Genomic DNA, 12,633 nt, shown 5'->3' with positions numbered 1-12,633 from the left:
GGTGACCGAAGGCGACCGCAAGCACGCCGATCAGGTCGAGGAACACGCAGAGGACGGCCCGCGGGTCCCGCCCCGGGCGGAGTCGCGCCGCCGCGGTCAGCCGGCGCAGGGTCAGTCGCTGTGGAGCCGCCCGTGGAAGGAGGCGCCGGAGCACTTCGTCCGCGGCATGAAGCGCAACGTCGCGCTCAACTGCGGCTGGGGCCGGCTGGTGTTCGCGCAGACCTTCGACGACCCACAGGAGATCATCGACCTGCTGGGGACGGAGGAAGCCGGCCGACGCGACATCGCCATGTACGTCGCCGACCCGCACGTCCTGGTGTCGCATGCCCCGGACGAGCTGTTCATCGACCCGTCCCTGACGTACCGGCTCGAGCTGCACCGCTACCGGCCGCGACGCAACGTCGTGCCGGGCGTCTTCGTCCGGAAGATGAGCGAGCTGGCCGACGCCGACGAGATCAACCGCATCTACGCGGCGCACGGCATGGTCACCGGAGACACCGAGCTGATGTGGGCCAATCAGCGCACGCCGACGTTCACGTACCTGGTGGCGCAGGACGAGCGCACCGGGCAGATCGTCGGCACGGTCACCGGCATCGACCACGCGGTGGCGTTCGACGATCCGGACAGCGGCTGCAGCCTGTGGAGCCTGGCGGTGGACCCGCAGTCGACCATCCCGGGTGTCGGTGAGGCGCTGGTGCGGGTCCTGGTCGAGCGGTACATCGGCCGCGGCCGTGACCACCTCGACCTGTCGGTCCTGCACGACAACGACCCGGCCATCAGGCTGTACACGAAGCTGGGCTTCCGCCGCGTTCCGGTCTTCGCGGTCAAGCGCAAGAACCCCATCAATGAGCCGCTCTACGTGGCGGGTCCGCAAGAGTTCGCCGAGCTGAACCCGTACGCGCGCATCATCGCCGACGAGGCCCGGCGGCGCGGCATCAAGGTCGAGACCACCGACGTGGAGAGCGGCGAGCTGCGGCTCACCCACGGCGCTCGGCGGGTCGTGACCCGCGAGTCGTTGTCCGAGCTCACCACCGCGGTCGCGATGAGCCGCTGTGACGACAAGCTCGCCACCCGGCGCATCTTCCAGCGGGCCGGGCTCGCCGTCGCCCGCGGCCGGCTGGCCGGTGACAGGTCCGGCGACGACGCCTTCCTGGCCGAGGTCGGCGAGGTCGTGGTCAAGCCCACCCGGGGCGAGCAGGGCCGCGGTATCACCGTCGGGGTCACGGACCCGGATGCGCTGGCCCGGGCCGTCGAGCACGCCACGACCTTCTGCCCCGAGGTGCTCATCGAGGAGTGCGTGACCGGCGAGGACCTGCGCATCGTCGTCATCGGCCACGAGGTGGTGGCCGCCGCCGTCCGTCGTCCGGCGACGGTGTACGGCACCGGACAGCACAGCGTCGCCCAGCTGATCGAGGCGCACAGCCGGCGCCGGGCGGCGGCGACCGGCGGCGAGTCGCGGGTGCCGCTGGACGACACCACCATCGACACCGTCCGGGCGGCGGGCTACGAACTGGACGACGTGCTGCCGGAGGGCGTGGCGCTACGGGTTCGCCGGACCGCCAACCTGCACACGGGCGGCACCATCCACGATGTCACGGCCGAGCTGCATCCGGCGCTGGCGCGGGCGGCGGTGGCCGCGAGCAAGGCCATCGACATCCCGGTGACCGGCCTGGACATGATCGTCACCAGCCCATCGGAGAGCGAGTACGTCCTGATCGAGGCGAACGAGCGGCCGGGCCTGGCCAACCACGAGCCGCAGCCCACCGCCGCGCGCTTCATCGACCTGCTCTTCCCGGCGACGAAGACACCGCCGCGGGCCTGGAATCCCGCGCCGCCCAGTTCCTCGGAGGAGGTGTCCGGCGCCGAGACAGGGTGAACGGCACAGGTGACCTTGGACACCGTGCCCTGGTCCGGCTGCGGGGGTGTGGCCATGCGAGGCTGTGGTCATGACGTGCCTGCCCATCGACGACGAATACCTGCGTGACGTCCTGCTCGAGTTGCTCCGTACGCCGAGCCCGTCCGGACGGACCGACGCTGTCATGCAGATCATCGGCGATCACCTGCAAGAACTCGGGGTCCCGATCCGACTGACCCGGCGCGGTGTGCTGCGCGCCACCCTGGCCGGTGTCACCTCGGACAGCAGCCGCGCCGTCGTCGTCCACGCCGACACCATCGGCTGCATGGTGAAGCGGCTGAAGGACAACGGCCGCGTCGAGGTCGTCCCGATCGGCACCCACAGCGCCCGGTTCGCCGAGGGCGCCCACGTGACGTTGTTCACCGACGACCTCACCCGCATCCACACCGGCACCGTGCTGCCGCTGATGTCCAGCGGCCACAACTTCGGCGACGCCGTCGACACCCAGGGTGTCGGCTGGCACCAGGTCGAGGTCCGCCTCGACGAGCCGGTCGAGACCCGACAGGACCTCATCGACCTCGGCGTGTCCATCGGCGACTTCGTGGCGCTCGACGCCGCGCCGCAGATCACCCCGAACGGCTACGTGAAAGCGCGTCACCTCGACGACAAGGCCGGCCTCGCCGCCTGCCTGGCCGCGGTCAAGGCGATCATCGACGACGGCGGCAGCCTTCCGGTGACCGCCCACCTGCTGGTGACCATCGGCGAGGAGGTCGGCATCGGCGCCACGCACGGTCTCGACGACGACGTCGCGGAACTGGTCGCCGTCGACAACGGCGTGGTCAGCGAGGGCCAGGCGTCCCGCGAGGACACCGTCAACATCGGCATGCTCGACTCCACCGGCCCGTTCGACTACCACCTGACCCGCAGGCTCATCGCCCTGTGCGAGAAGAACGACCTGCCGTTCCGCCGCGACGTCTACCGCTTCTACCGATCCGACGCCGCCCCGGCGGTGGAGTCCGGGCTGGAGTGCCGCACCGCGCTGATCGGGTTCGGCGTGGATTCCAGCCACGGCCACGAGCGCACCCACCTGGACAGTATCCGGTACACCGCACAGTTGCTGACGGCGTACCTGTCCAGCCCGCTGACGTTCAGCGAGTGGGACGACCAGCCCACCGGCGCGCTGGAGGACTTCCCGAGCCACAGCGTCCAGCCGGCCGAGCCGGAGCCGGAGCGCTACCCCGGCCGCCACTGACCGCTGACCCGCCCCGGAATGATCACGTCCACCATGGGTGCGCCCGCATCACCAGGCACGCATGCATGGTGACGCGGGAGGAACCATGGTGGACGTGATCATTCCGGGGGGGCGGGGGCGGGTGCCGTCACGCCGACGGCGGCTCGGCGGGCTTGGCGGCCTTGACGCTGGCGGCGTACACGTCGACGTACTCCTGGCCGGACAGCTCCATCAGCGCGTACATGATCTCGTCGGTGACCGACCGCAGCACGTGCCGGTCGTTCTCCATGCCCTCGTAGCGGCTGAAGTCCAGGGGTTTGCCGAACCGGATGCCCGGCCGCATGACCTTGGGGATGACGCGCCCGGCCGGCTGCATCTCGGCGGTGCCGATCATCGCCACCGGGACGACCGGGACGCCGGCCTCCAGCGCCATCCGGGCCACGCCGGTCTTGCCGCGGTAGAGCCGCCCGTCGGGCGAGCGGGTGCCCTCGGGGTAGATGCCCAGCAGGTCACCCTGCCGCAGGATTCGGGTGGCGGTGCGTAGTGCCTGCTCGCTGGCGCGCCCGCCGGTGCGGTCGATGGGCACCTGCCCAGTGCCGCCGAAGAAGAGGCGCTTGAACCACCCCTTGATGCCCCGTTCGGTGAAATAGTCGCTCTTGGCCAGGAAGCTCACTTTCCGGTCGAGCACCAGCGGCATGAAGAAGGAGTCGACCACGGTGAGGTGGTTACCTGCGAGAATGGCGCCGCCGCGCTCTGGAACGTTCTCCACCCCTTCGGCCCACGGCCGATAGATCAGCCGCAGGATCGGCCCGAGGAAGACGCTCTTCATCAGCCAGTAGAACACGTCGGAACACTACCGCCTCAGTCGGTCGCCGGCTGCGAACCCGATGCCCTCGCTCACTCGGACGGATCGGACGCATGCGACGATGCTTCTTCGAGCCGACCACGACGGCCGAGGCGAGGACGGGAGGGGACGCGATGCTCTCTGAGGGCGAGACGATCCGGTCGACGGAACCGTTCCGCCACGACGGCGGCCCTGTCGGCGTTCTGCTGTGCCACGGGTTCACCGGCTCGCCGGCCGCGCTTCGCCCCTGGGCCGAACACCTGGCGGCTCTGGACTACAGCGTCGAACTCCCCCGGCTGCCCGGCCACGCCACCAGCTGGCAGGACCTCAACCTCACCGGCTGGCCCGACTGGTACCGGCGGGTCGAGCGCTCGCTGCTCGACCTGGCTGAGCGGTGTCCGCAGGTCATCGTCGCCGGGCTGTCCATGGGTGGTTGCCTGGCACTGCGGCTCGCCCAGGAGCACGGCCCGCTGGTACAGGGTTTGGTGCTGGTCAATCCGGTGGTGACGAGCGCGGACCGACGGCTGAAGGCGCTGCCGTTGCTGCGGCTGCTGCGTCCGTCGGCGGCCGGGCTGTCCGGCGACATCGCCATGCCCGGGCAGGACGAGCGGGCCTACGACCGCACGCCGCTGCAGGCCCTGTACTCGCAGACGAAACTGTGGGAACTGGTGCGCCGCGACCTCGCCATGATCACCCAGCCGGTGCTGCTGTACCGCAGCGTCAACGATCACGTCGTGGACGCCACCAGCGCCCCGGTCATCCTCTCCGGCGTCTCGTCCACCGACGTCACCGAGGTCCTGCTGCAGCGCAGCTACCACGTCGCCACCCTCGACTACGACGCACCGACCATCCTCGAGGGGTCGGCGGCGTTCGCCGAACGAGTCGCCAAGAAGAACCGGGGCCTGACGCCATGAGCCGCGACGACGACAAGACCTGGGCCGACCTGGTCGACACGTTTCACGCTTCGCCGTCCTCCGGTGGCGACCAGCCGTGGCCGGCGGCCGAGCAGCTCGGGCCCGACGACCAGCTCGACGACCTCCCCGACGACCTCGTGGAGCGGCTGCGAGCCGACGGGACCGCCCGTCCGGACGCTGGCGGGCCGGACGGCGGCGAGAGCGCCCAGCCCGGCGACGGTGAGCAGCCGGACGGCCCGCCGGCCGGCGACTACCGGGACGCCTCGTTGACGCTCGGGCCGCTGGCCGCCGTCGGTCCCGGCGGACGCCCCGGGCATGACGAGATCCCCAACGAGGACGTCGCCGTCGACGGCTCCGAGGTGAGCGACCACTTCGTCCCGCCGCCGCCGGCGCCCATCCCGCGTGGCGACCGTGTCACCCGGCTGGCCTGGGCCGGCGTCATCGCGCCGCCCATCGCGCTGATCATCGTTGCCGTGATGTCGTGGCGGCCACCGGACGAGATGGTGCTGTTCGCGGTGGCGGCGTTCGTCACCGGCTTCGTCACGCTGATCGCCCGGATGCGCGGGCACCACCCGGGCGACCCCGACGACGGCGCCGTGCTCTAGGGGGTGAGCGTCAGGTCCGCCACGACCGGGCGGTGGTCACTGGCCTTTTGTACCTGCGCGGTGTCCGCGACCCCGTAGGACTCCACGGCCACGGGCCCGCGGACGAAGACGCCGTCGACGCGTCGCCGCGGGTCCGTCACCGGGAACGTCGGGGCGCTGACGGCCGCGCCGGCGTCGGCGTAGTGCGAGGCCAGACGGGTCCAGGTCGGCGCGCCGGGTTCCTCGTTGACGTCGCCGCCGACCACCATGCTGGCGAGCCCGAACCGGTTGACCAGCGCGGTGATGTCGGTCAGGTGCCGGGCCCGCTCCCCCGCGTCGTCGCCCAGGTGGATCGACGCCGCCCCGAACGCCACGCCGTCCTTGGCCAGCCGGGCCAGCACCAGGCCACGGCGGCGCAACCCCGGCGTCGGCCGCAACCGGTGTTCCTCGACGTCACGGACGTCCACCCGGATCGACGTGAACAGCGCGGTCCCGCCGGTGGTGCCGCCGCCGGCGGCGTAGAGCAGGTCCGCCCGGCGCGCCAGCGCGGCGCACCGGCCGCGCCAGTTCAGCACCCGCGGGATCTCCTGCAGCAGGACGACGTCGGCGTCCAGGTCGCGCAGCACCCGCGCCACGGCCGGCGCCCCGGCACGCAACCCGCGCACGTTGTACGAGACGACCCGCAACGGGACCGCCGGGCTGGCGCCGCTCACACCCGGGCGAGGTCGGCCGCGCCGATGACGCCGGCGTCGTTGCCGAGCGTGGCGAGCCGGACCTCCGGCTCCGGACGGTGCCCGCCACCGGTGATCTGCTTGCGCAGTGCCTCGTCGGCCGGGCGCAACAGCAGGTCGCCGGCCTCGGAAACGCCACCGCCGATGACGAACACGGCCGGGTCGAAGAGCGCGACGAAGGAGCCCATCGCCTCACCGAGCCATCGGCCGAGCTGAGCGATCAGCACGATGGCCAGCTCGTCGCCCTCGGCTGCCGCCGCGGTGACCATCGGCCCGGTGATGCGCTGCGGGTCACCGGCTGCCATCTCGAGCAGCCGCTCCGCGGACGGCAGGGTGGCCGCGGCCCGTGCCTCCCGCACCAGGGCGGTGCCACTGGCGTAGGCCTCCAGGCAGCCGCGCAGGCCGCACCCGCACAGCTGGCCGTCCGGCACCACCCGCATGTGGCCCACCTCGGCGGCCACACCGTGGGCGCCCCGGTAGATCTGCCCGTCAAGGACCAACCCGCCGCCGACACCGGTGCCGATGGTGAGCAGGATCATGTCGTCGACGTCCTCGGCCGCGCCGAAGCGGAACTCGCCCCAGGCCGCCGCATTGGCGTCGTTCTCGACGACCGTGGGCAGGCCGGTGGCCTCGGCCACCTGGTCGCGGACCGCGACGTCTCGCCACGCCAGATTGGGGGCGAACAACACGCGCGAGCGGGCGGAGTCGACGAAGCCGGCCGAGCCGACGCCCACGGCCTCGACCTCCTGCTGGGCGGCCAGTTCCCGGGAGACCTCGATGATCGTCTCGACGATAGCCGCAGGGTCCTGCGACGGCGTCTCCCGCCGGGCCCGCGCCCCGATGACGCCCTTCTCGTCGACGATCCCAGCCGCGATCTTGGTGCCGCCGACGTCCACCCCGATGGTCAGGCTCACTCGTCCACTCCGTCCTCGACCCGCTTCTTCAGTTCTTTCAGCGCCGTGTCGATGATGACCTTCTCGGCCTTGCGTTTCATCAGCCCGAGCATCGGGATGGCCACGTCGACCGTCAGTTGGTAGGTCACCTCGGTGCCGCCGCCGGCACCGGCGCGCAGTGCGTAGGACCCCTCGAGCTGCTTGATCAGGCCGCCCTCGACCAGGTTCCAGCGCACCTCGTCGTCGCCGTCCCACTCGTAGGAGAGCGTGTAGCGGTCCTTGATCGGGCCGGCGTCGAGGACGAACTTCGCCGTGGCCGGCCGCCCGCTGGCCGGCTCGGTCGTCAGTACCTCGACCTCGCGTACCGACGCGGTCCACTCGGGGTAGAACTCGAGGTCGGCGATGACGGCCATGATGTCGGCCGGGTTCGCCGCGACGACGATGCTCGACGTGGTCTGCGCTGCCATGACTGAAGTGTGCCATCTCCCGCGGCCGGCTCCGCGCCGGCTGCTGCGGTGACGCCGGCAGGCGCGGAGACACCGGCTGGGGCGGAGACTATCGAGCCGGCGGCAGCCGCGGCACGCCGGCTGCCCGGCCGTGCTCCAGGCGGTCCTTCAACTCGTGCACCCGGGCCTTGTACTCGCGGGTGTAGCGCAGCCGCAGCCGGCCGGGAGAGCGGGCGGCCCCGGACGGGTCCGCGCGCAGGAACCAGTGCACGACGGCGCCGTCGCGCCACCGTTCCAGCCAGATCTCCGCGGTCCCGGCCAGCTCGCCGGCCACGACCCACCGCACGCCCTTCAGTCCGCGATCCTCGTCGACGGTGAGCCGCAGCCGCGGCCACCACGCCCGGCAGGTGTCCGGGTCCCGGAAGTACGCGGCCAGCTCGGCGCGGTCGGCGACGACGAACGTGTCGTCCATGAGGTCGATCGACGGCGTCACCCGGTCAGCCTAGGGGCCGGTACCGATGCTGGCCGCCGCCGCGGGCGTCGCGTGCTCGCGGGACGTCACCTGATCGTCGATGTGCCACCTGATCGGTCGGGTGGCGATGATCAGGTGACGACGGCGTCCCGGGACGCGAGGTTTGTGCACCTGCTCGTCTCCAGCATGTGGACACGAAACGATCAGGTGACCTCGGCGCGGCACTCCGGCGCGATCGTCCACCTGATCCTTCTTCCGAGCGCGGTGACGGCTGACAGTCCCGCATCCCGGGTCGCGAGCGTGACCCATCTCATGTCACAACCACCCACCCGGACGGGGTCTTGAGTACAGGAGCGAATTCCGGGAGTGCGACATGCCTGACCTGACGAACCACGGACCGATCGCCCGCGTCGCGAGCCTGGCCACGCGGCTGACGGACCTGGCCGACCGGCGCGGTGGCGGAGTCCGCCGGCCGGACCGGCGCGGGGTCGCCGCCCCGGCGCGGTGGCCGGACCTGCTCGGCCCCATGGCGGTCTGCAGTTTCGTCCTCGTGCTGGTGACCGGCGTCGTGCTCACGTTCTGGTTCCAGCCGTCGATGACGCAGATCGTCTACGACGGCGACTACGCGCCGTTGCGAGGCGTGCGGATGTCCGAGGCGTACGCGTCAACGCTGGACATCTCGATGGAGGTCAAGGGCGGTCTGCTGGTCCGGCAGATTCACCACTGGGCGTCGCTGGTGTTCATCGCCGCGTTGTCGGCGCATTTGCTCCGGGTCTTCCTCGCCGGCGCGTTCCGGGGGCCGCGGCGGTACGGCTGGCTGATCCTGCTCGCCCTGCTCGTGGTGAGCATCGCGGAGGCGTACCTCGGGCACTCCCTGCCCGACGACCTGCAGTCGGGAACCGGGTTGCGGGTCACCGAGGGCTACCTGCTGGCCACCCCGGTGATCGGCACGTGGATGGCGTGGGTGGTGTTCGGCGGCGACTTCCCCGGCGAGGACATCATCGGGCGGCTGAACACCGCGCACGTGTACCTGCTGCCGGCGGTCACCGTCGCGTTGTTCGCCCTGTACCTGCTGCTGATGTACCGGCAGCGTCCGCGCGGGAGGGCGCCGGCGACGACGGCGGGCGCGCCGCCGGTCTCCGCCTACGCGGCGCGGATGGCCGGCCTGCTGCTGACGGTCAGCGGTGTCATCGTTCTCATGGCCGCCACGATCCAGGTCAACCCGGTCTGGCTCTGGGGTCCGTTCGACCCGGCCCAGGCGCCCGCCGGCAGCCGGCCGCCGTGGTACCTGGGGTTCCTCGACGGTGCCGTGCGGCTCATGCCGCCGTGGGAGATCGGCGTCTTCGGGCACGAGCTCACGCTCAGCGTGGTGATCCCGGTCATGGTGCTGCCCGGAGTGATGCTGGCGACGCTGGCGCTCTACCCGTGGTTCGAGCAGTGGGCGACGGGCGACCGGCGCGACCCCGCGGTGCTGGACCGGCCGCGCGACCTGCCGGTGCGCACCGGTCTGGTCGCCGCGTTCGTCGCCTTCTACCTGATCCTGTGGATCGCCGGTGGGAACGACGTCGTCGCCACCCTGCTGCACGTTCCGCTGAACGGACTCACCCGGGCGCTGCAGGTGGCTGTCGTCGTCATGCCGCCGCTGGCGTTCTGGGCGGCGAAGCGGATCTGCCTGGGCCTGCAGCTCCGCGACCGCGACGAGCTGGAGCACGGGCACGCGACCGGTGTCGTCATGGTCAGCCCCGAGGGCGGGTTCAGCGAACTGCACCGGCCGCTCACCGCGCCGGAGGCGGCGCTGCGGACGCCGCACCTGGAGTGGGCGCCGACCGACCCGGGCGCCGAGGCCGACGCGAACGGTGTGCTGAACCCGCGGTACCGGGCGGATCGGCGCCGCGCCCGGTTCTCCCGCTTCTTCTTCGGCGACGTCGTCCGGGTCCCGGCGGCGCCCGACGACCACAGGCCGACGGAGTCCGACGAGCGCGCCCCGGTGGCGTAGGGCGCCGGATCCGCGCAACCGAACGGGCGCCGGTCCCGTCCAAGGGAGTAGGAGCGTGGTTGACTCGTCGCCGGAACCGCCGGAGCCGATGGAAGGTGTGCTCATGTCCCTGCCTCGCCTGGCCGCTGCCCTGCTCGCGGGCTGTCTGCTGCTGGCCGGCTGCGGCAGCGACACCGACGGTCCCGGCGCGGGCTCCACCGCCACGGCAGGCCCCGAGACCACGACGCCGCCGGCCGACGCCGGTCCGGCGCCGCGCATCGACGTCGTCGCCGACCTCGCGCCGGCCGACGCCGGCAGCGTCGGCGCCGCGGTCAACGCGTTCGGCTTCGACCTGCTCGGCCAGCTCGCCGACGGCTCGCAGAACACCGTCACGTCGCCGGTCTCGGTGGCGTCGCTGCTGGCCATGGTGCTCGCGGGCGCCGGTGGCGACACCGCCGCCGCCATGGCCGGCGTCCTGCACCTCGACGACGCCCGCGACGTTCGTGTCGGCGCGCTGCTCGACCGGCTGGCCGACACCGACGACGTCACCCTCTCCACCGCCAACGCCATCTGGGCTCGTGAGGGCTTCCAGCTCGAGGACGGCTACCTCTCGTTCGTCCGCGACTCGTTCGGGGCGACGGCCGAGGAGGCGGACCTCGGCGCGCAGGACACCGCGGACGACATCGACGCCTGGGTCCGCGAGCACACCGAGGAGCGCATCGACGGCATCGCGGCCGACCTCGGCCTTCCGGATCCGCAGGCCGCGGTCGTCCTGCTCAACGCGGTCTATTTCCTCGGCACCTGGACCACCGAGTTCGACCCCGCCGCCACCCAGGACGAAGCGTTCACCCTGGCCGACGACAGCACCGCCGACGTCCCGCTCATGTACCTGCGCGACCAGGAACTCGAACTCGTCCAGCGCGACGGGTACCGCATGCTGCGCCTCCCCTACGGCCAGGACGGCCGCTACGGCATGGAGATCCTGCTGCCCGACGCCGACTCCACCCTGCCGCAGCTGCTGGCCACGCTCGACGCCGCCGAGTGGGCCGACGCCGTCGCCGGCCTGGCGCCGCAGGAGCTCGGCACCGTCGTGCTGCCCCGGTTCGAACTGGCGTGGGACGCCGAGCTGACCGCCGCCCTGACGGCGCTGGGCATGGGACCGGCGTTCCAGGGCGGCGACTTCCGGCCCATGTCGCCGCACGGCCAGACGCTGGACACCGTCGTGCACAAGACCTACATCCGGGTCGACGAGGCCGGCACCGAGGCCGCCGCCGTCACCGGCGGCATGACGCGTACGTCGGCCGGTGAGAGCTTCCGCGCAGACCGGCCGTTCGCCTTCACCATCTCCGACCGCGAGACCGGCACCGTCGTCTTCCTCGGGACGGTGACCGACCCGCGCGGCTGAGCCCGACCAACCTGGGGGTACGCATGTCGCTCACACGCTGGACCGCCGCCGTCGCCGGCAGCCTGCTGGTCGCGGCCTGCGGAACCGCCGCCGTCGACGGCGAGGGCTCGCCGTCCGCCCCCGCATCGCCGGACACCGCCCGGGTGCAGGTCGTCTCGGATCTCGCGCCGGCCGACGCCGGCGCCGTCGGCTCCGCCGTGAACGCGTTCGGATTCGACCTGCTCGGCCAGCTCACCGCCGGCGACGAGAACACCGTCACCTCCCCTGTGTCCGTCGCCGCACTGCTGGCCATGGTGTTGGCCGGGGCCGGTGGCGACACCGCGACCGCCATGGCCGACGTCCTGCACCTCGACGACGCCCGTGACGTGCGGGTCGGCGCCCTGCTGGACCAGTTGGCCGACACCGACGACGTCACGCTCTCGGTCGCCAACGCGCTGTGGGCGCAGGAGGACCACCCGTTCGAGGAGGACTACCTGACGTTCGTCCGCGACGTGTTCGGCGCCACCGCCGAGGAGGCCGAGCTCGGTTCGCAGGACACCGCGGACGAGATCGACGCCTGGGTCCGCGAGCACACCGAGGACCGCATCGACGGCATCGCCGAGGAGCTCGAGTTGCCCAACGCGAACGCCGTCCTGGTGCTGCTGAACGCCGTCTACTTCCTCGGCGGCTGGACCACCCCGTTCGATGCGGCCGAGACCCGCGACGCCGACTTCACCCTGCCCGACGGCGAGGTCGTCACGGTTCCGCTCATGCACCAGAGCGATACGTACCTGGAGCTGAGCACCCGCGACGGGTATCGCATGCTGCGGCTGCCCTACGGCGAGGACGAGCGCTACGGCATGGAGATCCTGGTGCCTGACGATCCCGCCGGGCTGCCGGACCTGCTCAGCCGGCTCGACGCCGCCGAGTGGGCCGACGCCGTCGCCGGCCTCGGCGAGCAGAAGATCTCGACCCTCGCGCTCCCCCGCTTCGAACTGGAGTGGGAGGCGACGCTCGACGACGCGCTGACCGCGCTCGGCATGGGCCTGGCGTTCGGGGGCGGCGACTTCCGCCCGATGTCACCGTCCAATCCGTGGCTGGACGTTGTGGCGCACAAGACCTATCTGCGGGTCGACGAGAAAGGCACCGAGGCGGCGGCCGTCACCGGCGGGGTGATGGCACAGTCGGCGGGAATGGAGTTCCGGGTGGACCGGCCGTTCGCCTTCACCATCTCCGACCGTGAGACCGGCACCATCCTCTTCCTCGGCTCGGTCACCGACCCGCGCGGCTGACCGCTGTCCACG

General features: G+C 71.9%; 12 protein-coding genes. 7 read left to right on the top strand and 5 right to left on the bottom strand.

Features of this window, described 5'->3' with window-relative positions; genetic code table 11:
• Nucleotide 1: 1 nt before the first annotated feature.
• Both ngg and JIAGA_RS0119495 read left to right on the top strand, forming a co-directional pair.
• Nucleotides 2-1,876, top strand: coding sequence for an N-acetylglutaminylglutamine synthetase (gene ngg / locus JIAGA_RS30945; RefSeq protein ID WP_245597210.1), 1,875 nt, complete (start codon nucleotides 2-4; stop codon nucleotides 1,874-1,876).
• Between the two features lie 70 nt (nucleotides 1,877-1,946).
• On the top strand, nucleotides 1,947-3,107 hold the full coding sequence (locus JIAGA_RS0119495; RefSeq protein ID WP_026876970.1) for an osmoprotectant NAGGN system M42 family peptidase: 1,161 nt from the start codon (nucleotides 1,947-1,949) through the stop codon (nucleotides 3,105-3,107).
• A gap of 127 nt (nucleotides 3,108-3,234) precedes the next feature.
• Here JIAGA_RS0119495 and JIAGA_RS30940 read toward each other — a convergent pair whose 3' ends face one another.
• Nucleotides 3,235-3,930, bottom strand: a complete 696-nt coding sequence (locus JIAGA_RS30940; protein WP_035812733.1) for a lysophospholipid acyltransferase family protein — start codon at nucleotides 3,928-3,930, stop codon at nucleotides 3,235-3,237.
• A gap of 134 nt (nucleotides 3,931-4,064) precedes the next feature.
• On the opposite strand from JIAGA_RS30940, the gene JIAGA_RS0119485 reads away from it, so the two are divergent.
• Entirely contained in the window at nucleotides 4,065-4,844 is a 780-nt protein-coding gene (locus JIAGA_RS0119485) for an alpha/beta hydrolase (RefSeq protein ID WP_035812731.1), read from the top strand.
• Nucleotides 4,841-5,449 (top strand): hypothetical protein, encoded by a 609-nt coding sequence (locus JIAGA_RS0119480; protein ID WP_026876968.1) that lies wholly within the window; start codon nucleotides 4,841-4,843, stop codon nucleotides 5,447-5,449. Before JIAGA_RS0119485 ends, JIAGA_RS0119480 begins: the two co-directional genes overlap by 4 nt.
• Here the strand turns inward: JIAGA_RS0119480 and JIAGA_RS0119475 are convergent.
• From JIAGA_RS0119475 to JIAGA_RS0119460, 4 genes are all read right to left on the bottom strand, one after another.
• Nucleotides 5,446-6,141: an endonuclease/exonuclease/phosphatase family protein gene (locus JIAGA_RS0119475; RefSeq protein ID WP_026876967.1), complete on the bottom strand. Its 696-nt coding sequence runs from the start codon at nucleotides 6,139-6,141 to the stop codon at nucleotides 5,446-5,448. The two genes, JIAGA_RS0119480 and JIAGA_RS0119475, sit on opposite strands and share 4 nt — an antisense overlap.
• On the bottom strand, nucleotides 6,138-7,073 hold the full coding sequence (locus JIAGA_RS0119470) for an ROK family glucokinase (protein ID WP_026876966.1): 936 nt from the start codon (nucleotides 7,071-7,073) through the stop codon (nucleotides 6,138-6,140). The genes JIAGA_RS0119475 and JIAGA_RS0119470 overlap by 4 nt, the downstream gene beginning before the upstream one ends.
• Nucleotides 7,070-7,519: an SRPBCC family protein gene (locus JIAGA_RS0119465; RefSeq protein WP_026876965.1), complete on the bottom strand. Its 450-nt coding sequence runs from the start codon at nucleotides 7,517-7,519 to the stop codon at nucleotides 7,070-7,072. The genes JIAGA_RS0119470 and JIAGA_RS0119465 overlap by 4 nt, the downstream gene beginning before the upstream one ends.
• A gap of 88 nt (nucleotides 7,520-7,607) precedes the next feature.
• Nucleotides 7,608-7,991, bottom strand: coding sequence for a hypothetical protein (locus JIAGA_RS0119460; protein ID WP_026876964.1), 384 nt, complete (start codon nucleotides 7,989-7,991; stop codon nucleotides 7,608-7,610).
• A 352-nt stretch (nucleotides 7,992-8,343) separates the two neighbouring features.
• Here JIAGA_RS0119460 and qcrB point away from each other — a divergent pair, with 352 nt between their 5' ends.
• The 3 genes from qcrB to JIAGA_RS0119440 all read left to right on the top strand — a co-directional run bounded on the left by qcrB (nucleotide 8,344) and on the right by JIAGA_RS0119440 (nucleotide 12,621).
• Entirely contained in the window at nucleotides 8,344-9,966 is a 1,623-nt protein-coding gene (qcrB, locus tag JIAGA_RS0119450) for a cytochrome bc1 complex cytochrome b subunit (RefSeq protein WP_026876963.1), read from the top strand.
• A gap of 103 nt (nucleotides 9,967-10,069) precedes the next feature.
• Nucleotides 10,070-11,350, top strand: coding sequence for a serpin family protein (locus JIAGA_RS0119445; RefSeq protein WP_169738895.1), 1,281 nt, complete (start codon nucleotides 10,070-10,072; stop codon nucleotides 11,348-11,350).
• A gap of 23 nt (nucleotides 11,351-11,373) precedes the next feature.
• A complete protein-coding gene (locus JIAGA_RS0119440) occupies nucleotides 11,374-12,621 on the top strand; it encodes a serpin family protein (protein WP_026876961.1) in 1,248 nt (415 codons plus the stop codon).
• The last annotated feature ends 12 nt before the right edge of the window (nucleotides 12,622-12,633 follow it).

It is taken from the genome of Jiangella gansuensis DSM 44835, from assembly GCF_000515395.1.
Taxonomy (GTDB): domain Bacteria; phylum Actinomycetota; class Actinomycetes; order Jiangellales; family Jiangellaceae; genus Jiangella; species Jiangella gansuensis.
Note: the sequence above shows the minus strand (reverse complement) of the source record. Positions and strands in the feature narration are given on the sequence as shown.